Origin of the sequence: uncultured Streptomyces sp. (assembly GCF_947488945.1) — a bacterium.
GTDB lineage: Bacteria > Actinomycetota > Actinomycetes > Streptomycetales > Streptomycetaceae > Streptomyces.
Window position 1 is genome coordinate 200,320 of record NZ_CANLBS010000010.1, and the last position, 24,635, is coordinate 224,954.

At 74.2% G+C, this 24,635-nt stretch carries 18 protein-coding genes; 8 read left to right on the plus strand and 10 right to left on the minus strand.

Going from position 1 to position 24,635, the window contains the following annotated elements; all coding sequences use genetic code 11:
- Positions 1-4: 4 nt before the first annotated feature.
- The 6 genes from Q0994_RS18350 to Q0994_RS18375 are packed head-to-tail and all read left to right on the plus strand — an operon-like array spanning position 5 to position 8,320.
- Positions 5-2,059, plus strand: coding sequence for a hypothetical protein (locus Q0994_RS18350; RefSeq protein WP_299536059.1), 2,055 nt, complete (start codon positions 5-7; stop codon positions 2,057-2,059).
- Positions 2,056-2,706 carry a hypothetical protein gene (locus tag Q0994_RS18355; RefSeq protein WP_299536061.1) on the plus strand — a complete coding sequence of 217 codons (651 nt, stop codon included), beginning with the start codon at positions 2,056-2,058 and terminating at the stop codon, positions 2,704-2,706. The genes Q0994_RS18350 and Q0994_RS18355 overlap by 4 nt, the downstream gene beginning before the upstream one ends.
- Positions 2,703-3,794, plus strand: coding sequence for a right-handed parallel beta-helix repeat-containing protein (locus Q0994_RS18360; protein ID WP_299536063.1), 1,092 nt, complete (start codon positions 2,703-2,705; stop codon positions 3,792-3,794). Before Q0994_RS18355 ends, Q0994_RS18360 begins: the two co-directional genes overlap by 4 nt.
- Positions 3,782-4,939 (plus strand): SGNH/GDSL hydrolase family protein, encoded by a 1,158-nt coding sequence (locus tag Q0994_RS18365; RefSeq protein ID WP_299536066.1) that lies wholly within the window; start codon positions 3,782-3,784, stop codon positions 4,937-4,939. Before Q0994_RS18360 ends, Q0994_RS18365 begins: the two co-directional genes overlap by 13 nt.
- An 8-nt stretch (positions 4,940-4,947) precedes the next feature.
- On the plus strand, positions 4,948-7,341 hold the full coding sequence (locus Q0994_RS18370; RefSeq protein WP_299536069.1) for a polysaccharide lyase 8 family protein: 2,394 nt from the start codon (positions 4,948-4,950) through the stop codon (positions 7,339-7,341).
- 4 nt (positions 7,342-7,345) lie between these two features.
- A complete protein-coding gene (locus tag Q0994_RS18375; protein WP_299536072.1) occupies positions 7,346-8,320 on the plus strand; it encodes an alpha/beta fold hydrolase in 975 nt (324 codons plus the stop codon).
- Between the two features lie 110 nt (positions 8,321-8,430).
- Here the strand turns inward: Q0994_RS18375 and Q0994_RS18380 are convergent, their stop codons facing one another.
- The 3 genes from Q0994_RS18380 to Q0994_RS18390 form a co-directional block, all read right to left on the minus strand.
- Positions 8,431-10,389: a serine/threonine-protein kinase gene (locus Q0994_RS18380; protein ID WP_299536074.1), complete on the minus strand. Its 1,959-nt coding sequence runs from the start codon at positions 10,387-10,389 to the stop codon at positions 8,431-8,433.
- 122 nt (positions 10,390-10,511) lie between these two features.
- Positions 10,512-11,681 carry a methyltransferase gene (locus Q0994_RS18385; protein ID WP_299536077.1) on the minus strand — a complete coding sequence of 390 codons (1,170 nt, stop codon included), beginning with the start codon at positions 11,679-11,681 and terminating at the stop codon, positions 10,512-10,514.
- A gap of 186 nt (positions 11,682-11,867) precedes the next feature.
- Positions 11,868-12,071: a hypothetical protein gene (locus Q0994_RS18390; protein ID WP_299536080.1), complete on the minus strand. Its 204-nt coding sequence runs from the start codon at positions 12,069-12,071 to the stop codon at positions 11,868-11,870.
- Between the two features lie 297 nt (positions 12,072-12,368).
- On the opposite strand from Q0994_RS18390, the gene Q0994_RS18395 reads away from it, so the two are divergent.
- A complete protein-coding gene (locus Q0994_RS18395) occupies positions 12,369-13,184 on the plus strand; it encodes an endonuclease I family protein (protein ID WP_299536083.1) in 816 nt (271 codons plus the stop codon).
- An 88-nt stretch (positions 13,185-13,272) separates the two neighbouring features.
- Here the strand turns inward: Q0994_RS18395 and glsA are convergent, their stop codons facing one another.
- Both glsA and Q0994_RS18405 read right to left on the minus strand, forming a co-directional pair.
- Positions 13,273-14,598, minus strand: a complete 1,326-nt coding sequence (gene glsA, locus Q0994_RS18400; RefSeq protein WP_299536230.1) for a glutaminase A — start codon at positions 14,596-14,598, stop codon at positions 13,273-13,275.
- Positions 14,599-14,659: 61 nt separating this feature from the next.
- Complete coding sequence (locus tag Q0994_RS18405; protein ID WP_299536085.1) at positions 14,660-15,172, minus strand: DUF1269 domain-containing protein; 513 nt, start codon at positions 15,170-15,172, stop codon at positions 14,660-14,662.
- A 208-nt stretch (positions 15,173-15,380) separates the two neighbouring features.
- Between Q0994_RS18405 and Q0994_RS18410 the strand changes: the two genes are divergently transcribed.
- The gene (locus Q0994_RS18410; RefSeq protein WP_299536087.1) at positions 15,381-16,499 is read left to right on the plus strand and encodes a chemotaxis protein; all 1,119 of its coding nucleotides are present in this window, start codon (positions 15,381-15,383) and stop codon (positions 16,497-16,499) included.
- A gap of 112 nt (positions 16,500-16,611) precedes the next feature.
- On the opposite strand, the gene Q0994_RS18415 is transcribed toward Q0994_RS18410, so the two are convergent.
- The 5 genes from Q0994_RS18415 to Q0994_RS18435 form a co-directional block, all read right to left on the minus strand.
- Positions 16,612-17,571, minus strand: coding sequence for a threonine/serine dehydratase (locus Q0994_RS18415; protein WP_299536233.1), 960 nt, complete (start codon positions 17,569-17,571; stop codon positions 16,612-16,614).
- Positions 17,572-17,840: 269 nt separating this feature from the next.
- Positions 17,841-20,222: a phosphoketolase gene (locus tag Q0994_RS18420; RefSeq protein ID WP_299536090.1), complete on the minus strand. Its 2,382-nt coding sequence runs from the start codon at positions 20,220-20,222 to the stop codon at positions 17,841-17,843.
- Positions 20,223-20,331: 109 nt separating this feature from the next.
- On the minus strand, positions 20,332-21,750 hold the full coding sequence (locus Q0994_RS18425) for an NADP-dependent succinic semialdehyde dehydrogenase (RefSeq protein ID WP_299536093.1): 1,419 nt from the start codon (positions 21,748-21,750) through the stop codon (positions 20,332-20,334).
- Positions 21,751-21,902: 152 nt separating this feature from the next.
- Entirely contained in the window at positions 21,903-22,361 is a 459-nt protein-coding gene (locus Q0994_RS18430) for an ATP-binding protein (RefSeq protein WP_299536095.1), read from the minus strand.
- Between the two features lie 168 nt (positions 22,362-22,529).
- Positions 22,530-24,626, minus strand: coding sequence for a xanthine dehydrogenase family protein molybdopterin-binding subunit (locus Q0994_RS18435; RefSeq protein ID WP_299536097.1), 2,097 nt, complete (start codon positions 24,624-24,626; stop codon positions 22,530-22,532).
- Positions 24,627-24,635 lie beyond the last annotated feature (9 nt).

The following is a 24,635-nucleotide window of genomic DNA, read 5'->3' on the forward strand; positions in this document are numbered from 1 at the left end:
GGAGATGCTGCTCTCGGCGACCCCACCGCCGGGCCCGCGCCCGGCGCAGGAGGCACGGCTGCTGGAGGAGGCGGTCCGCCATCGCGGGCTGACTCCGCCGGCCAGCCATCCGCTCGCCAGCATCACCTGGCTGGGCCCGGCGGCGTCCAATCCGGCGCTGGCGTACCGGGTGAGCGGCGATCCGGCCCATCTGGCGGAGAGCGTCCGCTGGATCGAGGCGGCCGCCCGGCTGCCGCACTGGGGCCGGGCGCACATGCCCGACCACGACCTGGACGCCGGCTGGCTGCTGCACCACCTCTCCCTCGCACTGCGCTGGACGGAGGGCGAACTCCCGGAGGAGACCGCCTCGCTGCTGCGGTACAAGCTGCTGCTCCAGGGGCGGCGGCTGTACGAGTTCGCGGTGGCGTCGGAGGGCGGCTGGTGGTCGTCCTCGTACTGGCAGAACCACAACTGGATCTGCTACGCGGGCCTGGCGACGGCCGGTTACGTGCTCGGCAAGGAGGAGTGGACCGAGCGCGCCCGCGAGAACCTGGGCACGGTCCTCGACCTGATGCCGGCCGACGGTTCGCACGCCGAGGGCGTCGTGTACTGGCGGTACGGGGTGCCGTTCCTCGCCATCCACCTCGACCTGCTCCAGGAGGCCGAGGGGGTGGACTGGTGGGAGCGCGGCGGCTTCATGGCGCACACCTTCGACTACCGGCTGCACCAGACCGCGCCCGGCTTCGCGTTCAACGTGGACCACGGCGACTGCCACGACCGGCGCAGCGGCCACAGCGCCGCGCTGTACTACCGGCTCGCCGCGCAGTACGGCATCCCGCAGGCGCAGTTCATGGGCGACCTGGCGTCGGGGCCGTTGCTGCGGGCGGAGGCGGAGCACAGCGGGGTGCGGCCCGGCATCCTGCCGGAGGCGTACCTCGAACACCTCTGGTACGACCCCTCGGTGCCGGCCGCCCGGCCCACCGCGACGCGGGCGTACTTCCCCGATCTGGGGCTGCTGGCGGCCCGGACGGGCTGGGACGACGACGCGACGCTGGTGTCGTTCAAGGCCAGTCCGGGCGGCGGCCACGGGGCGTGGGAGGCCAGTGCGGAGCACCGCGCGGAGCGGGGCCACGAGACGCTCAACCAGGGGCACCACCACCCCGACTCGGGGTCGTTCGTGCTGGTGTCGCAGGGTGCGTTCCTCGCCGTCGACGAGGGTTACAGCAACCGGAAGAAGGCCGCACACCACAATCTGCTGCTGGTCGACGGGCAGGGGTACGCGGACGAGGACCGCTACCACGTCTACCGGGACATCCCGTTCGAGCGGCAGGCCCGGCAGCGTGACGTGCTGGTGGGCGCGGCGGACGGCTGGGCGCACGCCACGGCGGAGATCGCCGCGATGTACGCCCCGGAGCTCGGGGTGCGGCGGCTGGACCGGACGCTGGTGTTCACCCCGTCCGGCCGGCTGGTGCTGCTGGACCTGGCGGAGGCCGACGCGCCCCGCGCGTGGACGTTCCTGCTGCAGACCGACCACCCCACCGAGGAACTGGCGGACGGTGACCGGCTGATCCGCTCGGGCGGGGCGGTCGCGCACGTGCGGCGCCTCGCTCCGCAGGCCGCTTCGGTCACCTCCGGCGTCACCGAGGTGGCGGCCAACCCCACCTCCAGCACTCCGGAGCTCGCGCTGACCCGCACGCTGCACACGCTGCGGGTGACGACCGACCGGTCGCCCGAGGGGCTGTTCCTCACCGCGATCGTCCCCGGCGCGTCCTGCGCGGCGGAGCGGGCGGCGTGCGAGGAGGGCCACGGGGTGGTGTTCACCGGCGGCGCGGAGCACGGGGAGGGGCGCGGGTTCGGGGAGGAGCGCGTGTACCTCTCCCCCGTGTCCCGCCGGATCCGCTCGGAGCTCGTCGTGGCGGACGCCGCGGCCGTGCTGCTGGCCGGGGGCAGGCCGGCGTACGCCGTGGCGGCCACCCGGGTGGAGGTGGGCGGCCGGGTCCTGCTGGAGGCCGCCGCCCCGTACACCGGCGTGCTCGACGCGCCGGACACGCCCACCACCGAGAAGGCGGACCGCTCATGAGCGCCACCACCACGTCCACCACGTCCGCCACGTCCACCGCGCCGGAGCCGGTGGCCGCCTCCTCGGGGTGGCCGACGCTGCTGCGGCGGCTGGAGTTCGTCGCCCATCCCGCGCAGGCCGGGGCCGCGTTCGCCCTGCTGGCGCTCGGGGTGGTGACCTGGCTGCCGGCCCTGGCGGCGATGGCGCACGGGCTGCAGCGGTGGCGGGCGGAAGGGGACAGCGCCTGCTTCACCCGGACGCTGCGCGCCTTCCCGCACTACTGGCGGGCGCTGTGGCCGCACGGCCTGGCGTCCACCGCGGCGGCCGGCGTGCTGGCCGCCAACATCGTCCATCTGCTGGGGCGCCCGGAGCCCTGGACGTTCGTGGTGCTGGCCGCGCAGGTGGGCATCGCGGCGGCCCTGGCCGTCCACCACGTGGCGCTCGCCGCGGAGGCGGGCCGGGCGCCCGGCGGAACCGTCCGCTCCTGGTCCTCGGGGGCGCTGGCGCTCGGCTTCGGGTCGCCGGCCCGGGGCACCGCCCTGCTCGGCGCGGTGGTCTCCGCCGCGCTGCTCTCCCTCGTCGTACCACTGGGTCCGCTGCTGTTCGGCCCCAGTGTTCCCGTTCTGCTCGCTCTGTCCTTCACCGATCCCAGGAGGCACACCCCATGAGCCGTGCATCACGAACCTTCCTCGCCGCCGCCCTCGTCGCGTGCTCCGCGCCGCTGGCCTTCCCCGCCGTCTCGTCGGCGGCCCCCACGGGCGCGGCCGCGACCGCGTACTACGTCTCGCCGTCCGGCAGCGACTCCGGCTCCGGCACCTCGGCGGGCTCCCCGTTCGCCACCATCCAGAAGGCCGTGGACCTGGCGCCGGCCGGGGCGGTGGTGCACCTGGCGGCCGGCACGTATCTGCAGGACGTGGTGACCGCGCGCGCCGGGGTGACGATCACCGGCCCGGCGAACGCCGTGGTGAAGGGGGCGGGCGACTCCCGGATCATCCAGGTGCGGCACGACTCCACGACGCTGAGCGGCTTCACCGTGGACGGTCGGTTCGCCTCCGCCGACGCCGTGTCGAGCTACCGCCTCAAGCTCATCTATGTCATGAGCACAACTCCCGGTAACGGGGTCGGCGCGCTGCACATCACCGGGATGACGCTGAAGAACGCCGCCGACGAGTGCCTGCGGCTGCGCTATCTGGTGACCGGCGCGGAGGTGAACGACAACACCATCACCGACTGCGGGGTCGCCGACTTCAGGTACGGCGGCGGCGGCAAGAACGGCGAGGGGATCTACCTGGGCACCGCCCCCGAGCAGCAGGGCGCCAACGGCGCGCCCGACGCCGCCCCCGACGTCAGCCGCAACAACCGCATCCACCACAACACCATCGCCACCCGCGGCAACGAGTGCGTGGACGTGAAGGAGAACGCGACCAACAACTACGTCGAGTACAACGACTGCGGCGAGCAGAAGGACTCCAGCTCCGGCGGACTCGACGCGCGCGGAAGCGGCAACATCTTCCGGTACAACACCATCCACGACAACACCGGCGCGGGCATCCGGCTCGGCGGCGACACCGCCACCGACGGCATCGACACCAGCGTCTACGGCAACACCATCACCGGCAACGCGGGCGGCGGCATCAAGTTCATGCGCACCCCGCAGGGCCCGGTCTGCACCAACACCATGAGCGGCAACACCGGTGGCGACGCGGTCGGCACCTACGGCGCCCAGTACGCTCCCACCGGCGCGTGCCCCCAGTGACCGGGCGGGAACCCGCGAGACGGGCGGTGCTGGGCGCCGGGGCCGCGACCGCCGCGGGTGCGACCGCGCTGGCGTTCGCACCGGGCGCGGCGGCGGCCGGCCGCACCCCGCGCGCCCCCTGGACCACGTCGTGGGCGACGGCGCAGACCGCGCCGACGCCCACCGACCCGGTCGCGTACGCCGGGCTGACCGACGGGGTGTGCACCTCGGTGGTGCGCCTGTCGGCGGGCGGCCGGGTCCGGCTGCGGTACGCCCACGCGTTCGGCGCGGTCCCGGTGCTGGTGGGCCCGGTGACGGCCGGCGGGCGGCCGGTGACGTTCGGCGGCGCGCGCCGGGAGTGGCTGGCCGCCGGCGGATCGCTGACCAGCGACCCCGTCGACGGCCTCACCGCCGCCGACGGGTCACGGCTCACCGTGGAGACCCGGCTGCCGGGGCCGACCGGCCCGCTCTCCTTCCACCGCAACACCCATGCCTCGCACACCGTGGACGGGCGGCGCACCGCCTCGGTGTTCCTGCTGACCGGCGTCGAGACGACGGGCGCGCGCGGCCCGGTGGTCGGGGTGCTCGGCGACTCCGTCAGCGAGGGCGTCGGCACCCCCGACGACGCCGACCTGCGCTGGCCCGACCAGCTCGCCCGCCGGCTGCCCGGCTCCGCCGTCGCCAACCTCGGCGTCAGCGGCAACCGGCTGCTGCTGGACGACGCCCGGTTCGGTCCCGGCGGGCAGGCCCGCTTCGACCGGGACGTGCTGTCCCTGCCGGGGCTGCGGACCGTCCTGCTGCAACTGGGCGTCAACGACCTCCAGCAGCCACCGAGCCAGACCGACCCGGCCCGGCTGCTGGCCGCCTACCGGCAGACCGCGCTGCGGGCCCGGAACGCGGGGCTGCGGATCGTGGGCGCCACCATCACCCCGTTCGAGGGGTGGACCCGCTGGACCCCCGCGCTCGAAACGGTCCGGCAGTCGGTCAACGCGGCGCTGCGCACCGGCCGCGTCTTCGACGCCGTCGCCGACTTCGACCGGGCCCTGCGCGACCCGTCCCGCCCGTCCCGCATCCTGCCCGCGTACGACAGCGGCGACGGTCTGCACCCCGATCCCTCCGGTCACGCCGCGCTCGCGGCGGCCGTCGACCGCCGACACCTTCTGTGAGGGCCCGCATGAAACCGACCACCACCCGCCGCACCGTCCTGGCCGCCGCGGCGGCCGCCGGCGCGGCCGTCGCCCTGCCGCTCGGCCCGGCCGCGTCCGCACGGGCCGCCGAGGGCGACGCGTCGGCGCTGCGCGTGCGCTGGCACACCCTGCTCACCGGCGGCCCCGGCCTCGACCTCGCCGACGAGCGGATCGCCGCCGCCGTGGCGCGCGTCGGCCGGGCCGCGACCACCGCCGCGAAGGGCCTCGACCCCACCGCGACCGACGGGCTGTTCCCCGACCTGACCAGCACCACGCTCTCCAACCACGTCACCACCTCGTTCAAGCGACTGGCGACGACGGCGACCGCGTGGGCGGTGCCGGGCACGCCGCAGTACGGCGACGCGGCGCTGCGGGACCTGCTGCTGGGCGGCGTCGACTGGATGCTGACGCACCGTTACGGACCGGCGCACACCCGGTTCGACAACGACTGGGACTGGGAGATCGGCGCCGCGCTCGCCCTCAACGACACCGCCGTGCTGCTGTACGAGGTGCTGGGCGCCGAACGGCTCGCCCGGATCACCGAGGCGGTCCACCACTACACGCCCGACCCGAACCTGTGGCGCGCAGACCGGCAGACCGCCACCGGCGCCAACCGGGTCTGGGTGTCGACGGTGGCCGCCGTCAACGCGGTGCTGCGCGACGACGGCGACGCGCTGGCCGGTGTACGCGACGCGCTCTCGGACGTCGCGGGCGCGGGCGCCAACAGCGTGCTGGCGTACAACGACACGGGCGCGGCGGCCGAGGGCACCGGGGAGGGCTTCTACTCCGACGGCTCCTTCCTCCAGCACTACAAGCACCCCTACAGCGGCGGCTACGGCAAGGAGCTGCTGAACAGCCTCTCCCGGCTGCTGAACCTGCTGGCGGGCACCGCATGGACGGTCACCGACCCCGATCTGGACCACGTGCGGGGCTGGGTCGACGAGGGGTTCGACCCCCTGATGGTGCGCGGCGACGTGATGGCGTCGGTGTGCGGGCGGGAGATCGCCCGCCCCAGCAAGCAGGGGCACGTCTCCGCGCAGACGGTGATCGAGGCGGTGCTGCGACTGATCCCGGGCTTCCCCGGCGAGACCGGCGACCGGTTCGCCTCGCTGGTCAAGCAGTGGATCGCGGAGGACACCTACCGCGACTTCCTGGCCGTGACCGACCTGGCGTCGCTGGTCGCCGCGCAGCGGGTGCTGGCCTCCGCAGTCCCGGCGCGCGGCCCGCTGCTGACGCACAAGCAGCACCCCCGGATGGACAAGGCCGCGCACCACCGCCCCGCGTTCTCGCTCGGCATCTCGGCGTACTCCAGCCGGATCTACAACTACGAGTCGATCCAGAACGAGAACCTGCACGGCTGGCACCTTTCGGACGGCATGGTGCTGCTGTACACCGACGACCTCGGCCACTACAGCGAGGACTACTGGCCGACGGTGGACGCGACCCGGCTGCCGGGGACGACGGTGCTGGCCGGCGTCCCCGCCGACGCGGCCGGGCAGCGGACCACCAGCACGGCGGACTGGGCGGGCGGCACCGTGCTGGCGGGCACCACGCTCGGCGCGTACGGCATGGAGCTGCGGGCCTACGGGAGTTCGCTGCGGGCGCTGAAGAGCTGGTTCTGCCTGGACGACGTGATCGCGTACGTCGGCTCGGGCATCTCCGCCGGCGCGGGCGTCGCCGAGACGGTGCTGGAGAACCGCAAGCCGGCCGATCCGGCGGCCCCGCTCCTGATCGACGGGATCGCCGCCCCCACCGCCCCCGGCTGGGAGGAGTCGTTGCCGGGGGTGTGCTGGGCGCACCTGGCCGGCACCGGCGGCTGGGTCTTCCCCGGCGGCACGGACCTGCGCGCGCTGCGCGAGGAGCGGACCGCGACCTGGCGGGAGATCAATCTGAAGTACGGCACCGACACCCCCGTCACCCGGACGTACCTGACGCTGTGGCAGGACCACGGCGAAGCTCCGGACGGGGCCGGGTACTTCTACCTCCAGGCGCCCGCCGCGTCCGCCGCCCGCACCCGGCAGCTGGCCGCCGCGCCGCCGCTCGCACTCGTCGAGGGATCCACCGCCGTGCACGCGGTGCGGCGGCTCTCCGACGGGCTGCTGGCCGCCAATTTCTGGGCGGCGGGCACCGCCCAGGAGCTGACCGCCGACGGACCGGCCTCGGTGCTGGTGCGCCCCGACGGCCGCACCGTGAAGATCGCGCTCTCGGACCCGACCCAGACCCGCGCCTCGGTGACGGTCGAGCTGACCGGCCCCGCCCGGACCGTGCTCTCGGCCGACCCCGGCGTCCGCGTGACCCCTACGGCGACGGGCGCCCGGATCACCGCCGACACCGCCCGACTGCACGGCGCCACCCTCGACCTCACCCTGAACCGGAGCTAGAACCTTGCTGTTCGACATGCCGCTGGACCGACTGCGCGAGTACCGTCCCGAGCCGGAGGAACCGGCCGACTTCGACGCCTTCTGGGAGAAGACCCTCACCGAGACCGCCCGCCACGACCTGGACGCGGAGTTCGTCCCGTACGACGCCGGATTCGCCACCGTCGAGGTGTTCGACGTGACGTTCCGGGGGTGGGGCGGCCAGCCGGTGAAGGCGTGGCTGCTGCTGCCGAAGGTCCGGCAGGGGCCGCTGCCGGCCGTGGTGCAGTACATCGGGTACAACGGCGGCCGGGGCATCCCGTACGCCTGGCTGACCTGGAGCGCGCTCGGCTACGCGCATCTGGTGATGGACAACCGGGGGCAGGGCGGCGGCGGGAAGCACACCGCGGACACCCCCGACATCGGGCCCGACGGGCACGGCTCCTCCTCCCCCGGTTTCCTCACCCGGGGCATCGAGGACCCGCACCGCCACTACTACCGGCGGCTGATCACCGACGCGGTGCGGGCGGTCGACGCGGCCAAGGCGCACGAGGCGGTGGACGCGGACCGGGTCGCGGTCCTCGGCGGCAGCCAGGGCGGCGGCCTGGTGCTCGCGGTCGCCGGGCTGCGCGACGACCTGGTGGCGGCCGTCGCCGACGTGCCGTTCCTCTGCCACTACCGGCGCGCCTCGCAGATCACCGACGCCGGACCGTACGCGGAGATCGCCCGCTGGCTGTCCGGGCACCGCTTCCGGGTCGAGGAGGCGATGGAGACGCTGTCGTACTTCGACGGCGTCAACTTCGCCGCGCGGGCGACCGCTCCGGCGTGGTTCTCGGTGGGGCTGATGGACAAGATCTGCCCGTCCTCCACGGTCTTCGCCGCGTACCACCGCTACGCGGGCCCGGCCCGCATCGAGGTGTTCCCGTACAACGGCCACGAGGGCGGCGCGGAGTACGACCTGCCGCGCAAACTGACGGCACTGCGCGGCGAGTTCGGGCAGTAGCGGGAGGGGACCCCGGCCCGGTGCCGCCCCTGGGGCGCGGTGGCCGGGGACCCCGCCGGCCCCCGCGCCGCGGGGCGCGCACCCCTCCCACCGGCCCGGCGGACCGGCCGTCAGGCCCCCGGCGGGGCGGTGTCGATGTGCTGCAGGCAGCGGGCCTCGTCCTGACGGGCGGCCAGCGTGTCGGGGTGGCCGGGGCCGAGGAGCCGGGTCAGGGAGTCGGCGAGGGCGCGGTGCACCGTGAGCGCCTCGGCCCAGCGGCCGAGCCAGCCGAGGCCCACCGCGATCTCCCGGCGGCTGACCAGCGTGTCGGGATGGTCGGGTCCGAGCGCCCGTTCCCGGGCGGCGCACACCTCGCGCGACTCGGCGAGCGCCTCCGGCCAGTGCCCGAGCCTGCCGAGGTTGACGCAGAGGCCGTGGCGGGCCCGCAGCGTCTCGGGGTGCTCGGCCCCCTCGGCCGCCGTCCGGTCCCGGACGAGGGCGCGGTACACCTCCAGCGCCTGGACGCTCCGCCCGAGCCGGCCCAGGCAGATGCCGGTCTCGTAGCGGGCGGACAGGGCGTCCGGGTGGGTGGCGCCGAGGATCCGGGCACGGTCGTCGGCCACCTGCCCGTACACGCGCAGCGCCTCCGTCCACCGGCCCAGCAGCCCGGCGGTGTACGCCACCTCGTGCAGGGTGGCGAGGGTGTCGGGGTGGGCGGGGCCGAGCACCCTGGCCCGGTCGTCGGCCACCGCGCGGCCGGTCCGGTGGGCCTCCTCGGCCCGTCCCAGCCGCCCGAGACAGACCGCCAAGTGGTGGCGGCAGGCCAGCACGTCGGGGTGGTCGGCGCCCAGGGCCCGTTCGCGGGCCGCGGCGGCCCGGCCGAACGCCCGCAGCGCCTCCTCGGCCCGTCCGGCCCGCAGCAGGGCCAGCCCGTCGGCGAAGCCGTCGTCGGGTGCGGCGGCAGGGGCCCCGGTGGTCCAGGCCCCGGTGAGGGCGGCGACGGCTTCGGTGCCGGCGGGAAGCCCGCGGTGCGGTCCGCGGGCGCGGTGGCCCGAGGTCACCCGCCGCATCCAGGCGGGTGGTTCGCCGGCGGTCGCGGGGGCGTGCGCCGCCGCGTCGCGGCCCGCGGGCTCCGACCGGATCTGCTCGGAACGGGCCGGCGCGTCCGGTGCACCCACCGCGTGCACGCGCGGCGGGGGGAGCGGTTGCCCGCCGGTGCGGCCGAGCGCGATGCGGCGGCGCAGTTCGGCGGCGTCCACAGGGCGTTCGGCGGGCGCCTTGGCGAGCAGGTCCAGCACCACGCGCTCGAAGAATCCGGGCAGTTCCGGGCGGTGGGCGCGCGGCGGCTCGGGCGCGGTGTCCCGGTGGCTGACCAGGATGGACCAGGGGTCGTCCAGGTCGAACGGCGGCGCCCCGGTGGCGATCTCGTACAGCACGCAGCCCAGCGAGTACAGGTCGGTGCGGTGGTCGACCTCGCCGCCGCCGCCGATCTGCTCCGGCGACATGTAGTGCGGGGTGCCCATCGCGATGCCGGTGCCGGTGAGTTGGGACGTGAACCCGATGTCGTGGGCGAGGCGGGCGATCCCGAAGTCGCAGATCTTCACCGTGCCGTCGGTCAGCCGCATGATGTTGGCGGGCTTGAGGTCACGGTGCACGATGCCCTGCTGGTGGGTGTAGCGCAGGGCGTCGGCGAGCTGGTCGGCGATCTCGACCACGTCGTCGACGTCGAGCGGGCTCTGGGCCGTTGCCCCGCCGGCCCGGCGGGCGGCGTCCTCCATGAGCTGGCTGAGGTTGCGGCCGTCGAGGAGTTCCATCACGAGGTAGAGGACGCCGTCGTGTTCGCCGAAGTCGTGGACGACGGTGACGCCCCGGTGCTGGAGCGCGGCGGCCACCCGTGCCTCGCGGCGGAAGCGTTCGCGCAGGATGCGGGTGAACGACGGGTCCTTCTCCGGGCCCATGGGCTTCAGGCACTTGACGGCGACGTGCCGTCCGAGCGCCGCGTCCCGGGCTCGCCAGACCTCGCCCATGCCGCCGCGTCCGATGAGGGTGAGCAGCTCGTACCGGCCCTGGATCAGCCTGGTGTCCGCCATCGCCCGCCGCCCCCGTCGCTCCGCCTGCCCCGGCCCTTACAGTATGGCGGTCCGGTGCCGGGGGGTACGGAGGAAGCGACGCGGACCGCGGCCGCCGTTGCGGGCGGGCGCGGGCCGGCCGGTCAGCGCTTGACCGCGCGCAGCACCACGAACTTGGGGTCGCCGGCGACGGTGGTGCAGTTGCCGAAGATCCGCCGGAGCTGGGTGTGGTAGCCGAGGTGGCGGTTGCCGACCACCCACAGTTCGCCGCCCTGCCGCAGCGCGGCGCGCGCGCCGACGAACATGGTGCGGGCAGTCGCGTCGGTGGTGGCCTGGTGGGAGTGGAAGGGCGGGTTGTTCAGCACGAGGTCCGCGCTGCCCGGTCCGGCGTCCGCGAGGCCGTCACCGACGGTGAACTCCGCGCCGGCGCCGGGCTTTCCGTTGGCCCGCCAGGTCTCCTCCGCGGAGGCGACGGCCTGGTACGACTCGTCGAGGAAGGTGACGGTGGCCTCGGGGTTGGCGAGCGCCGCGGCGAGTCCGAGGACTCCGTTGCCGCAGCCGAGGTCGACGACCCGGTCGGGGCCGGTGCGGGCGGGCAGGTGCTTCAGGAAGAAGCGCGTGCCGAGGTCGAGCCGTTCGGCGCAGAAGATCCCCGCGTGGTTGACGACCGTGTGCCCGGCGGTGACGCCGACGTCGTCGGGCAGCTCGTACCGCAACGGCCAGGGGCTGGGCGTCCGGGACGCGGCCGGGGCCGGCGTGGCGAAGATCAGCCGGGCCTTCTTCACCGCGCGGGAGGTGCGGGTGGGACCGACGAGGCGTTCGAAGAGCTTGAGGGTGGAGGTGTGGACCTCCTTGACCATCCCGGTCCCGATGACGACGCTGTCCTCGTGCAGGGCGGGGGCCAGCCGGTGCAGCTGGTCCTCCAGGAGCGAGAGGCTCTTGGGGATCCGGACGAGCAGCACGTCGATCCGGCCGGGCGGGGTGTCGCGCGTCGTCAGCAGCCGTACCGAGGAGGGGTCGACGTCGTTGCGCGCGAGGTTGGCCCCGGTGGCGAGGCGCGCGAGGTGGGAGTCGGCGATCTGCACGAGGTCGTGGCCGCCGGCGAGTGCCGTGGTCAGCGCGCCCCATCGGTCGCCGACCACCGCCACGGTGCCGGACAGGTCGACGGGATCGGCGGGCGCGCCGTCCTCGAACCCCTCCAGGCGTCGCAGCAGGTATTCGTCGGCGGCATCCCACGCCCGGAACGGGTCGCGCGGGTGCTCGGGGAATCGGGTGAGGTCGAACCCACCTCGTGACGTCGTCAAACGGTTCATCGTGCTCTCAGGCTAACCGAGTGGCGGGGCCGCCTCGCACCGTTCCCGGCCGCCGACCTGCGGGCACGGCGCGGCACCCGGATCCGCCGTCGCTCGGCCAGGGCCCGGTGGCCGGTGCGCACCGCGCTCGGGCGAGGGGTGGCACCGGTCGCTGAAGGCCCGTCGTGACCGCCGGCACGGGAGGGTTCAGGGCAGCCGCTTGTCCAGGGCCGAGCGGCCTTCCGCCTCGATCGTGCGGCGGGCCCATTCGAGATTCTCGGGGGTCATGTCGCGGCCGGAGGCGAGCACCAGATCCTCCGGGCTGGGATCGTCGCTCGATCCGGTGTGCAGCAGGTGGTCCGGGGTGACCGGTTCCTGCGCGGCGGACGCGGATGCGGGGTCCTGGCTCATGCCGTCTCCTCTTGCCTCGTCGTCCGGCAATTCTCGCGCCGCGCGGCACGGATCGCATCAGGACGGCGGCGGAGCCGTGTCGGCGCCCCGCCGGGAGCGCGCGGCGGCGGACCGGAACGGCGTGCGCACCGCACCGCCACTTGACCTGCACATGATAATCACGCAGCGTTCACGCCCCTGGTACGGGGCGTGTGGGAGGCTCCCGCCTGACCGATCGTCAGACGAACGCCACGGCCGCTCCCACCCCCCACACACCGGAGGGCCCTGGCGCACGCGCTCCCGGAGAGGACACCCCACATGTCCCGTCGTCATTCCATCTACGCGCGTCCACTCGTGGCCGCCGCAGCCGCCGTCGCCGTACTGTCGGGGCTCGCGGTGGCCGCGCCGGCCGGCGCGGCCACCGCCCCCGCGGACCGCACCGCGGTCCTGGACGACACCTACTACGAGGACGCCCTCGGCCTGAGCGGAACCGCGCTCAAGGACGCCCTGCACACGATCATCAGTGTCCAGACCAAGATCTCGTACAGCGCGGTCTGGGAGGCCCTCAAGGCCACCGACCAGGACCCGGCCAACGCCAACAACGTCATCCTGCTCTACACCGGGCGCTCCCAGTCCAAGAGCTCAAACGGCGGTTCGGTCGGCCAGTGGAACCGGGAGCACGTCTGGGCCAAGTCGCACGGCGACTTCGGCACCGCGACCGGCCCGGGCACCGACATCCACCACCTCCGCCCGGAGGACGTGCAGGTCAACTCGATCCGTGGCAACAAGGACTTCGACAACGGCGGCAGCGCGGTCTCCGGCGCGCCGGGCAACTACACCGACAGCGACTCCTTCGAACCGCGCGACGCCGTCAAGGGCGACGTGGCGCGGATGATCCTGTACATGGCCGTCCGCTACGAGGGCGACGACGCCTGGGCCGACCTGGAGCCCAACGAGAAGGTCAGCAACGGCTCCGCGCCGTACATCGGCAAGCTCTCGGTGCTCAAGCAGTGGAGCCAGGAGGACCCGCCGGACACCTTCGAAAAGCGCCGCAACGACGTCATATACGCGCAGTACCAGCACAACCGCAACCCCTTCGTCGACCACCCCGAGTGGGTCGAGTCCATCTGGTAGGCCGAGCCGGCGGGTGTACGTCCCGGCCCCGGCGGACAAGGGTGTCCGCCGGGGCCGGGACGTGCGGGGAAGCCGGTCCCGCGCCGTCTCAGTGCTCGTCGGCCGTCCGGCGGACGCACCACTCGACGGCCTCCTCGCGGGTGGCGAAGCGCGGCAGTCGGTCGTCGGGGCCGTCCTGCGGGGCGAGGTGTCCGCCGGGGTCCGCCAGCGCGGCCCGGCGGCCGGCCCGCGCCATCAGCACGAGCCCCTGGCCGAGCATCGCCCGCGCCACCGTGTCGGCGCCGGTCACCCGTTCCAGGTCCAGCACCACGGCGGGGGCCCCTTCGGCGGTGGACTCGTCCAATGCGTACAGCACCCGTTCGGCGGCGGCGAAGTCGAGGGACCCCTGCGCCGCGACGACGGCGGTTTCCCTCGCGTCCGGCCGCCCGTCCGCGCCCCCGCCGGTCCCGGTGTGGATGAGGGTGACGGTGGAACCGGGCAGCGCCGGGTTGAGCATCAGGTGCAGGCCCAGCCGTTCGGAGAGCGCCGCGAAGGCGGCCCGGCCGCGCACCGAGGTGCCGGAGGCGTCGAGCGGCGGGCTGTAGGAGGCGAGCCCGAAGCGGGCCGGGCCGGCGGCGATCAGGCCGCCCGACACCCCGCTCTTGGCGGGCAGCCCGACTCTCAGCAGCCACTCGCCGGACCCTTCGTACATCCCGCAGGTCGCCATGACGGCGAGGACTTGGGCGGCCACCCGGTCGCCGACCACCCGCCGCCCGGTCACGGGGTTGACGCCGCCGTGGGCGAGGGTGGCTGCCATCACGGCGAGGTCCACGGCGGTCACCCGCACCGAGCACTGGCGGAAGTACGTGTCGACGGCCGCGACCGGGTCGACGGGCAGGCTGCCGGCGCTGCGTATCAGGTACGCGAGGGCCCGGTTGCGGTCGCCGTTCGCCACCTCGGAGGCGTAGACCTCCTCGTCGATCTCCAGCCGGCGGCCGGCGAACCGGTTGAGGCAGCCGTGGATGCGTTCGAACGCGGGCTGTCCCGGCGCGTCGGGGATGAGCGCCGAGGTGACGATGGCACCCGCGTTGACCATGGCGTTGGCGGGGCGGCCGGTGCCGCGTTCCACGCTGATCGCGTTGAACGCCTCGCCGCTGGGCTCCGCGCCGACCCAGCGGGTGACCTCGTCGAGCCCGAGCAGCGACAGCGCCAGCGCGTACACGAACGGCTTGGAGACCGACTGCACGGTGAACGGCGTGCGCGCCTCGCCCACGCTGTACAGATGGCCGTCCATGCTGACCAGCGCCAGCCCGAAGGAGTGGCGTTCGGCCCGGCCCAACTCCGGGATGTACGTGGCGAGGTCGCCGCCGCGCTCCCCCGCGAAGCGGGTGCGCAGTTCGGCGAGGGCGCCGGTCACGGCCGTCGCGGCGAGCATGCCGGGCATCCCGTCGGCGGCGGGGCCCGTCGTCATGCCGGTGCGGCGGCGGGCGGGCGGATCACGCGGCGCCCCCGGCGTCGTCGCCGTCGTCGGCGAAGACCGAGCGGAGCCTGGCCTCCCGCTCGGAGTCGAGGTTGGAGTGCAGCAGTTCGGCTCCGCCGCCCGGCAGTTCGGCGCTGATGCGCTCGGGCACCTCGTTCATCGTCAGCAGGAAGAGCGCCGAAGTACCGGGTGTCACCTTCTCCTTGACCTCCGCGATGAAGTCGTCGTCGATGCCGACGTCCGCCATCTTGCCGCCGAGCGCCCCCGCGGCGGCGCCGATGGCGGCGCCGAGCAGCGGCATCAGGAAGATGAGCCCGAAGAGCATCCCCCAGAAGGTGCCGCTGAGCGCTCCGGCGCCGACCAGGTTCATGAGCTGCTTCGTGCGCGGCTTCGAGCGGTCGGCGGGCCAGCTGACCACCGCGGCGTCGAGGATCTTGATCAGCCCCTCCTTCTGGAGCGACTTGAGCGTGGTCTCGACGTTCTCGGCGGCGTCGGCCGTCTGGAACTTCCACACGGTGAGCGTGGACATATCGCTACCTCCTGTGCCCGAAGCAGAACAACTCGCTCATACTAGAATCAAACGGTATGAATTGACCCGTCGAGCGCATCCGTCCGCACCCGCGAGGCCGGAGGGGCTGCGGCCCCGAGCGGGCCCCGCCCTCGGCCGCCGCATCGGAAGCGGACCCCGCTCGCGCCCGCGCAGACCCGCGTATCCCCGCGTATCCCTGGAGGGAACGATGGACACGGACGCCCTGACCGCCGGAGTGCTCAAGGAACTGAGGGCGCCGCATCCCGCCCCGGTCCTCTCCCTGACCATGCCGACCCACCGCCGCGCCCCCGAGAACGCCCAGGACGCGGTGCGGCTGCGCAATCTGGTGACCGAGGCCGCGAACCGGCTGGACGCCGACCCCCGGATCTCCCGCGAGGACGCCGCGGCGACGAAGCGGCAGCTCGACCTCGCCGTCTCGGAGCTGGACCCGCGGCGCGCCCTGGACGCGCTGGTCCTCTTCGCCGGGCCGGACGAGCACCGGATCTGGAGCCTGCCGCGCACCGTTCCCGAGCGCGTGGTCCTCGCCGACACCTACCTCACCCGGAACCTGGTCGCCGCGAAGGCGCAGGCCCGCCCGTACTGGGTGCTCACCGTCGCCGCCGACCACGCCACCCTGTGGAGCGGCACCCCCGACGCCCTGCGCCCCGAGAAGACCGGCGGATTCCCCCTGACGGCCCCGCGCGAGGACCCGAACCCGCAGCGCGAGGAGCGGATCGGCGACACCCCGTCGACCTTCACCGACGAGGAGACCCGCACCTTCTTCCGTACGGTCGACGAGAAGCTGCGCGGGGTCCTCGCCGCCGACCCGCGTCCGCTGTACCTGGTGGGCCTCGCCCCCGCGCTGTCGCTGCTCGACGACGTGGGCGAGAGCGCCGCAGCGGCGGTCGGGCGGGTCGCCAAGGGCGCGCCGGCCGACCTCTCGCCGAGCCGGCTCGCGGCCGAGCTGCGGCCCGCCCTGGACGCGCAGACGGTCGAGGCCGCGGCCGGCGTCCGCGCCCGCCTCGACACCGCGCGCGGCGGCAAGCTGTTCGCCGGCGGCCTGGACGAGGTGTGGAGCGCGGTCCAGGAGGGCCGGGTCGCCCTGCTCGCGGTCGAGGAGCACTTCCGCCGCAGCGCCAGGACCACCGGGGGCCACGTGGAGCTGGTCCCCGAGGACGAGGCCGTGACCGCGGGCGACCCGGACGTCTACGAGGACTTCGTCGACGAACTGGCCGAGGCCGCCCTGGACAGCGGTGCGGAGGTGGTCTTCACCGTCGACGGCGCCCTGAGCCAGTACGACGGGATCGCGGCGGCACTGAGGTACTAGCGGTTAGGGAGGAGCGGGCGGCGGGCCGGCCCGGAAGGGGCTCCGCCCACCGCCGGTCCTTCGCCGCCGGCGGTGGGGACGGTCCCGAGGCCCGAGCCCCGAGGCCGGACGGTCAGCGCAGGCCGAAGCGGCCCGCCCAGGCGGTCACGTCGGCGGTCGTCGCGTTGCCACCGCAGACCACCAGGCCGAGCCGGGCGCCCCCGCCTACGCGCTCCAGCACCTGGCGTGCAGCGGGCAGCAGGCATCCGGCGGCGGGCTCGGCCCAGACCTTCGCGTGCTCGGCCAGGTCGAGAACGCCCTGCACCGCCTCGGCGTCGGTCACCGTGAGGACCTCGGTGACCAGCGCCGAGACGTGCTCGTAGGTGAGCGGCGAGGCACTGGGGGCGCTCAACGTGGAAACGATCGAGGAGAGTGCGACCGGCACCGGCCCGCCGGAGGCGAGGGCAACCGACATCGCCCGCGCGCCTTCGGTCTCCACCCCCCAGACGCGTGTGCCGGGGCGAAGCGCGTGCAGCGCGGTGGCGACCCCGGCGACGAGCCCTCCGCCGCCGATGCTGACGAGCACGTCGGTGAGTTCCCCGGCGTCCTGCGCCAACTCCAGGCCGACCGTGCCCTGGGCGGCGATGACGACCGGATCGTCGAAGGGGTGGACCAGGGTGGGTCCCTTGGCCCGGATGTCGTCCACGAGGGCGAACGCGGCGTCCATGGTGTCGGCGAGGACGACGCTCGCCCCGGCGGCCTCGGCGATCTCCACGGCGCGCGTGGGGGCGGACTTCGGCATGACCACGGTCGCGTCGACGCCCAGCGCGCCGGCCATGACCGCGACCGCGATCCCGTGGTTGCCGCCGCTCACCGCCACCACCCCGGCGGCCCGTTCGGGACCGCTGAGCGAGAGCAGTTTCGCCGTCGCTCCGCGCGCCTTGAAGGAGCCGGTCCGCTGGAGGAGTTCCAGTTTCGCGGTGACGTGCGCGCCCAGATGGGCGGAGAGCCCGGGGCTCGTTACGGTCGGGGTCCGCAGGACGTGCCCGGTGATCCGCTCGGCCGCGGCTTCCACGTCCCCGAGGGTGATCAGCACCTTCGCCTCCGTCACACGATACGGGCCGGGGTGACGGGGATGACTGTCGTCCACGGCAGGGGAACGGCGGCCATGTGGACGCCGTTTCGCCGACGGCAGTCCACCGCGCGGCGGTTCGATCATCCCACGCCGCCCCGCCCGCGCCCCTGCCGCCCCGGCCGCGTCCGGGCGGGGCTGCTGCGCTGACGGGACGGCGCGTGGGCAGCGTGCCCACGCGCCGTCCGGTCGGGGGCCGGCGCCCCTGAGGCCGCGCCCCCGCCGCCGCGTCAGCCGCCCCAGCGCCAGTCCTGGACCTCCGGCAGGTCCTCGCCGTGCTCCCGGATCCACTCGTGGTGGCGGGTGCGCACGTCGGACATGGCCTGGCGGACCGCGACCGCCCGCACGCCGAGCCCCGGCACCCGGTCCACGACGTCCATGACCAGGCGGTAGCGGTCCAGGTTGTTGCGGACCACCATGTCGAACGGCGTGGTGGTGGTGCCCTCCTCCATGTAGCCGCGCACATGCGTGTTGGCGTGCCCGGTACGGCTGTAGGCGAGCCGGTGGATGAGCCACGGGTAGCCGTGGTAGGCGAAGATGACCGGCTTGTCGCGGGTGAAGAGCGCGTCGTACTCCGAGTCCGGCATGCCGTGCGGGTGGTCCTTCTGCGGCAGCAGCCGGGCGATGTCGACGACGTTGACCACCCGGACGGCGAGTTCCGGCAGGTGGCGGCGGAGCAGATCGGCGGCCGCCAGGGTCTCCAGCGTCGGCACGTCACCGGCGCAGGCGAGGACCACGTCGGGTTCACGGCTGCCGTCCTCGGTGCCGGCCCACTCCCAGACGCCGGCGCCCCGCGCGCAGTGCGCGCGGGCCTGGTCCATGGTGAGCCAGTCGAAGGTGGGCTGCTTCCCCGCGACGATCACGTTGACGTAGTCGCGGCTGCGCAGCACGTGGTCGGCGGCGGAGAGCAGCGTGTTGGTGTCCGGCGGCAGATAGACGCGGACCGCTTCGGGGCTCTTGTTGAGGATGTGGTCCACGAAGCCGGGGTCCTGGTGCGAGAAGCCGTTGTGGTCCTGGCGCCAGACGTGCGAGGTGAGCAGGTAGTTGAGCGAGGCGATGGGCCGGCGCCAGGGCAGTCGGCGGGAGGTGCGCAGCCACTTGATGTGCTGGTTGACCATGGAGTCCACGATGTGGACGAACGCCTCGTAGCAGGAGAACAGGCCGTGCCGGCCGGTGAGGAGGTATCCCTCCAGCCAGCCCTGGCAGAGGTGTTCGGACAGGACCTCCATGACGCGGCCGTCGCGGGAGAGGTGTTCGTCGGTGGGCAGGATCTTCTCCTGCCAGGCCTTGCCGGTGGCGCCGTAGACGCCGTCGAGGCGGTTGGAGGCGGTCTCGTCGGGTCCGACGAGGCGGAAGTCCCTGCGGTCGGCGGTGGCCGCCATCACGGCTTCGAGCAGCCCGCCGAGCACGCGGGTCGGTTCGCTGCGCGTGGCGCCGGGCCGCTCCACGTCGACGGCGTGGTCGTCGAGCAACGGCACCGGCAGCTCGCGCAGCAGGGCACCGCCGTTGGCGTACGGGGTCGAGCCGAGCCGGTACGTGCCGGAGGGGACGGCGGAGAGCACCTGGGCGGTGGGGCGGCCTTCGGCGTCGAAGAGTTCGTCCGGGCGGTAGGAGCGCAGCCACGCCTCCAGCTGCCGCAGGTGGTCGAGGTTGTCCCGGACGCCGGGCAGCGGCACCTGGTGGGCGCGCCAGGTGCCCTCGACGGGGAGGCCGTCGACCTCCTCCGGGCCGGTCCAGCCCTTGGGGGTGCGCAGCACGATCACGGGCCAGCGCGGGCGGTCGCCGCTGCGGCCGGCGCGGGCGGCGCGCTGGAGTTCGCCGATGCGGTCCAGGGCCTGGTCCATGGCGGCGGCGAGCTGCCGGTGGACGAGGGCGGGGTCGTCGCCGGTGACGTACAGCGGGTCGTGGCCGTAGCCGCGCAGCAGGGCGTCGAGTTCGTCCTCGGGCAGCCGGGCGAGGACCGTGGGGTTGGCGATCTTGTAGCCGTTGAGGTGCAGGATCGGCAGCACCGCCCCGTCGTGCACCGGGTCGAGGAACTTGTTGGAGTGCCAGGACGCGGCGAGCGGACCCGTCTCGGCCTCGCCGTCGCCGATGACGCAGGCGACCAGCAGGTCGGGGTGGTCGAAGGCGGCCCCGTAGGCGTGGGTGAGGGCGTAGCCGAGTTCGCCGCCCTCGTGGATCGAACCGGGGGTCTCCGGGGCGACGTGGCTGGGCACACCGCCGGGGAAGGAGAACTGCTTGAACAGGCGTCCCATGCCGGCGGCGTCCCGGGAGACGTCGGGGTAGGTCTCGGAGTAGCTGCCCTCCAGCCAGGAGTTGGCGAGGACGGCGGGGCCGCCGTGGCCGGGTCCCCAGACGCAGAGGGTCTGCTGGTCGCGGGCCGTGATCACCCGGTTGAGGTGGGTGTGGACCAGGTTGAGGCCGGGCGAGGTGCCCCAGTGGCCGAGCAGCCGGGGTTTGACGTGCTCCCGGGCGAGCGGCTCCTTGAGGAGGGGGTTGTCCATCAGGTAGATCTGCCCGACGGCGAGGTAGTTGGCGGCCCGCCAGTGCGCGTCGAGCGCGGCGAGTTCGTCGTCGGGCAGGTCGGCGGGGCGGACGGTGGCGGTGCTCATCGGGGCGTCTTCTCCTCGTGGGGGACGGCCGGGGACGGCCGGGCCAAGGCGTCGGGGCCGCCCCGGCCGGCGGTGCGGCCGGGGCGGTGCGGGGGTGCGGCCGGGGCGGTCAGGCGTCGTCGGAGCCGGGGCCGTACCAGACGGTGGTGACGTTGCAGAACTCGCGGATGCCGTGGCCGGCGAGCTCACGGCCGTAGCCGGAGCGCTTCACCCCGCCGAACGGCAGTGCCGGGTGGGAGGCGGTCATGCCGTTGAAGAAGACGCCGCCCGCCGCCAGTTCCGTCACGCAGCGGTCCATCTCCGCGTGGTCGCGGGTCCACACGTTGGAACTGAGGCCGAACGGCGAGTCGTTGGCGATCGACAGCGCCTCGTCGAGGTCGGCGACGCGGTAGAGGGTGGCGACCGGGCCGAAGGTCTCCTCGCGGTGGACGCGCATCTCGGAGGTGATGCCCGCGAGGACCGTCGGGGCGTAGAACCAGCCGTTCTCCAGGCCGCCGCCGAGCCCTTCGGGGCGCCCGCCGCCGCAGAGCACCTCGGCTCCCCGGGCGCGAGCGTCGTCGACCAGTTCCTCCAGGTCGGTGCGGCCCTGTTCGCTGGCGAGCGGACCGATGTCGGTGCCCTCCTCCAGCGGGTCGCCGACCTTCAGCGCCCGCATCCCCTCGGTGAAGCGGGCGGCGAACTCGTCGTACACGTCGGTGTGGACGATGAAGCGCTTGGCAGCGATGCACGACTGGCCGTTGTTCTGCGTGCGGGCGGTGACGGCGGTGCCGGCGGCCTTCGCCACGTCAGCGGAGGGGAGGACGACGTAGGGGTCGCTGCCGCCGAGTTCCAGGACGGTCTTCTTGATGGTGTCGCCGGCGGTCGAGGCGACGGAACGGCCGGCGGGTTCGCTGCCGGTGAGGGTGGCGGCGGCCACCCGGTCGTCGCGCAGGATCGCCTCGACGGCGGCGGAGCCGACCAGCAGGGTTTGGAAACAGCCCTCCGGGAATCCGGCCCGGCGGAAGAGGTCCTCCAGGTAGAGCGCGGTCCGGGGGACGTTGGAGGCGTGCTTGAGGAGGCCGACGTTGCCCGCCATGAGGGCGGGGGCGGCGAACCGCACCACCTGCCAGAGCGGGAAGTTCCACGGCATGACGGCGAGGACGACGCCGAGCGGCCGGTAGTGGACACGGGCGCGCACGGCGCCGGAGTCGCGCACGTCGTCGTCCGAGGGGTGCTCGTCGGCGAGCAGTCCCTCGGCCCGGTCGGCGTACCAGCGCATCGCCTTGGCGCACTTGGCCGCCTCGGCGCGGGCGGCGGCCAGGGGTTTACCCATCTCCAGGGTCATGGTGCGGGCGATGTCGTCCTGATCGGCGTCCAGGAGGTCGGCCGCGCGGTTCAGCAGCGCCGCCCGCTCGGCGAAGGGGGTGGTGCGGTGGCTGAGGGACGCGGCGTGCGCGGCGGCGAGCCGGCGTTCGGTCTCCTCCTCGCCGAGGGCGTCGAACGTCTCGAGCGTCTCGCCGTTCGCGGGGTTGACCGTCGCGATGGGCATGACAGTGGCCTCCTTGCCTCGGTTCCTTCGACCGTCCCGCGCCGCGGCCGGGTGTGCAACGCGGGGGCCGTACGTGCACACGTACCCGGCCGGTGCGGATCATGCGTGCTCGCGCACGCCGATCCGTACCGGCCGGGTGGGGCTCCGCCGGGTCAGGCCGCGACGACGAGCGGCTGCGTCCGGGCCTCGGAGGTGTCGCGCAGGGGGACGCGCGGCAGCAGGCCGGTCGGGCGCGGCGCCTCGGCGTAGCGGGTGAACCAGACGACCTTGCCGTCGTCGGTCCGGCAGGTGCCCCAGCTGTCGCTGAGCGCCATGACGCGGCTGAGGCCGCCCCCGGCCGCGAGCAGCCGGGGCATCCCGGTGCCGTTGTCGGCGACGGACACCGTCAGATGGCGTCCCGTCCAGCGGAGTTCGATCACGCACTCGTTGTCGTCGCCGACGTGACGGTGCACGTTGGTCAGGAGCTCGTCCATCGCCCGGCACACCGGTTCGACGTGCAGTTCGAGACTCCAGTGACGCAGGTGCGCGGCGACGATCCGCCGCAGCTGGGAAACGCGATCCGCCGATACCTGCAGTTCGACCAGGTAGTGCCGGTCGAGTGGAACGGTCATCGTTGAGGCTCCTCACCGCGAGGCCCACTGCTTCCACCCCGTTGTGCCCCTTGCCCCCCGAACACGAAGCGTGAGCTGTAGTCACTTCTGGGTCACTCATCAGGGTGGGCCCGCTGCGCCGGATGCGCAACATGTCGCCCGTTCGCGCAGGTCGCGGCGGGCGGGCGGTCACGGGAGGTACGGGAGGATCTTGTCGGGGGTGAGGGGCAGCTCGCGCAACCGGGCGCCGGTGGCATGGCGGACGGCGTTGCCGAGGGCGGCGGCGGTGCCGACGATGCCGATCTCGCCGATGCCCTTGCTGCCCATGGGGTTGAGGTGGGGGTCCTCCTCGTCGATCCAGTGCGCCTCGATCACCGGCACGTCGGCGTGCGCCGGTACGTGGTACGAGGCGAGGTCGCTCGCGGTGAAGTCGCCGAAGACCGGGTCGAGGGGGCTGCCCTCGGTCAGGGCCATCCCGATGCCCATGACCATGCCTCCGACGAACTGGGAGCGGGCGGTACGGGCGTTGAGGATGCGGCCGGCGGCGTAGACGCCGAGCAGCCTGCGGACCCGGACCTCGCCGGTGGTCGCGTCGACGGCGGTCTCGGCGAAGTGCGCGCCGAACGCGTGGCGGGCGTACGGGGATTCCTCGCCGGCCGCCTCGGTGGTGTCGGCGGTCGCGGTGAGGCCCTCGGCGGGCAGCGGGCCGGTGTGGGCGGCGAGCCGGGCGACGAGCGCGGTGGCGGCCTCGTGCACGGCCCAGCCCCAGGAGGCGGTGCCGGAGGAGCCGCCGGCCAGCGGCGCGGTCGGCAGGTCGGTGTGGCCGAGGTCGAGGGAGACCCGGTCGGCGGGGACGGCGAGCGCGGCGGCGGCGATCTGGGCGAGGACGGTGCGGGCGCCGGTGCCGATGTCGGTGGCGTTGACGGCGACGTGGAAGGTGCCGTCGGGGTCGGCGCGGACGGCGGCGGAGGAGCCGGAGACCAGGACGGGGTAGGTGGCGGCGGCCACGCCGGTGCCGAGCAGCCAGCGGCCCTCCCGCCGTACGGCGGGCCGGGGGTCGCGGGCGGCCCAGCCGAAGCGTTCGGCGCCTTCGCGCAGGCAGGCGACGAGGTTGCGGCTGCTGAAGGGGCGGCCGGAGTCGGGCTCGGTGGCGGGCTCGTTGCGCACCCGCAGTTCCACCGGGTCGATGCCGAGGGCGCAGGCCAGTTCGTCCATGGCGGACTCCAGCGCGTACATCCCGCTCGCCTCCCCCGGGGCGCGCATCCAGGACGGGCTCGGCACGTCGAGGGCGGTCACCCGGTGGGTGGTGGTGCTGTTCGGCGAGGTGTACATGGTGCGGGCCGGGACGGCGGCCTGTTCCACGAACTCCTTGACGGTGGAGGTGTGGGTGACGACCTCGTGGGCGAGGGCGGTGAGGACGCCGTCATCGTCGGCGCCGAGCCTGACCCGCTGGACGGTCGGTGCGCGGTGGCCGACGACCGCGGCGAGCTGACGGCGGGGCAGGGCGAGCTTGACGGGGCGGCCGGTGTGCAGTGCCGCCATCGCGGCGAGCACCGCCTGGGGGCGCGGGGTGCCCTTCGACCCGAAGCCGCCGCCGACGTGCTCGGAGATCACCGTGACACGGTCGGCTTCGACGGCGAAGAGGTCGGCGAGGGCGTCCCGGACGGCGACGGTCCCCTGGCTGGAGTCGTGGACGGTGAGGTGTCCGTCGGTCCACCACGCGGTCGCGGCGTGCGGCTCCATCGGGTGGTTGTGCAGCGACTCCATGCGGTAAGTGGCGTCGATCTGGACGTGTGCGGCGGCGTAGGCGCGGTCGAAGTCGCCGCGCACCCGCTCGCCCGGATGGCCGCCGTTGGCCTCTTCGGGGGTGTAGAGGCCGGGGTGGTCGTCGGTGAGCCGGACGTCGTGCGGCTCGGTCTCGTACTCGACGTGCACGGCGGCGGCGCCGGCGCGGGCTGCCTCGGGGGTGTCGGCCACCACCAGGGCGACGAACCAGCCGCGGTGCGGCACCCGGTCGTTCTGGAGGACGGCGAGAATCGGGTCGTCGGGCTCGCCCAGCCGGGGCGCGTTGTCGGGGGTGAGGACGGTGTGCACGCCGGGCAGCGCGAGGGCGTCGGCGGTGCGGACGGCGGTGAGCCGCCCGCGTGCGACACCGGCCGGGACGGGGTGGGCGTAGAGGCAGCCGGGCGGGGTGTGTTCGGCCGCGTACCGTGCCGTGCCGGTGACCTTGTCCCGGGCGTCGCGGCGGACGTCCGGGGCACCGAGCGGCTGGGGGGCGTTGCTCATGACGGGTCC

Bases quoted from the DNA above. Each gene is read 5' to 3' on its own strand.
- Q0994_RS18430 (WP_299536095.1), bottom strand. From the start codon at position 22,361: ATGACCGTTCCACTCGACCGGCACTACCTGGTCGAACTGCAGGTATCG.
- Q0994_RS18390 (WP_299536080.1), bottom strand. From the start codon at position 12,071: ATGAGCCAGGACCCCGCATCCGCGTCCGCCGCGCAGGAACCGGTCACC.
- Q0994_RS18405 (WP_299536085.1), bottom strand. From the start codon at position 15,172: ATGTCCACGCTCACCGTGTGGAAGTTCCAGACGGCCGACGCCGCCGAG.
- glsA (WP_299536230.1), bottom strand. From the start codon at position 14,598: ATGCTCGCCGCGACGGCCGTGACCGGCGCCCTCGCCGAACTGCGCACC.
- Q0994_RS18395 (WP_299536083.1), top strand. From the start codon at position 12,369: ATGTCCCGTCGTCATTCCATCTACGCGCGTCCACTCGTGGCCGCCGCA.
- Q0994_RS18355 (WP_299536061.1), top strand. From the start codon at position 2,056: ATGAGCGCCACCACCACGTCCACCACGTCCGCCACGTCCACCGCGCCG.
- Q0994_RS18435 (WP_299536097.1), bottom strand. From the start codon at position 24,626: ATGAGCAACGCCCCCCAGCCGCTCGGTGCCCCGGACGTCCGCCGCGAC.
- Q0994_RS18380 (WP_299536074.1), bottom strand. From the start codon at position 10,389: ATGGCGGACACCAGGCTGATCCAGGGCCGGTACGAGCTGCTCACCCTC.
- Q0994_RS18410 (WP_299536087.1), top strand. From the start codon at position 15,381: ATGGACACGGACGCCCTGACCGCCGGAGTGCTCAAGGAACTGAGGGCG.
- Q0994_RS18360 (WP_299536063.1), top strand. From the start codon at position 2,703: ATGAGCCGTGCATCACGAACCTTCCTCGCCGCCGCCCTCGTCGCGTGC.
- Q0994_RS18350 (WP_299536059.1), top strand. From the start codon at position 5: ATGCTGCTCTCGGCGACCCCACCGCCGGGCCCGCGCCCGGCGCAGGAG.
- Q0994_RS18385 (WP_299536077.1), bottom strand. From the start codon at position 11,681: ATGAACCGTTTGACGACGTCACGAGGTGGGTTCGACCTCACCCGATTC.
- Q0994_RS18420 (WP_299536090.1), bottom strand. From the start codon at position 20,222: ATGAGCACCGCCACCGTCCGCCCCGCCGACCTGCCCGACGACGAACTC.
- Q0994_RS18425 (WP_299536093.1), bottom strand. From the start codon at position 21,750: ATGCCCATCGCGACGGTCAACCCCGCGAACGGCGAGACGCTCGAGACG.
- Q0994_RS18370 (WP_299536069.1), top strand. From the start codon at position 4,948: ATGAAACCGACCACCACCCGCCGCACCGTCCTGGCCGCCGCGGCGGCC.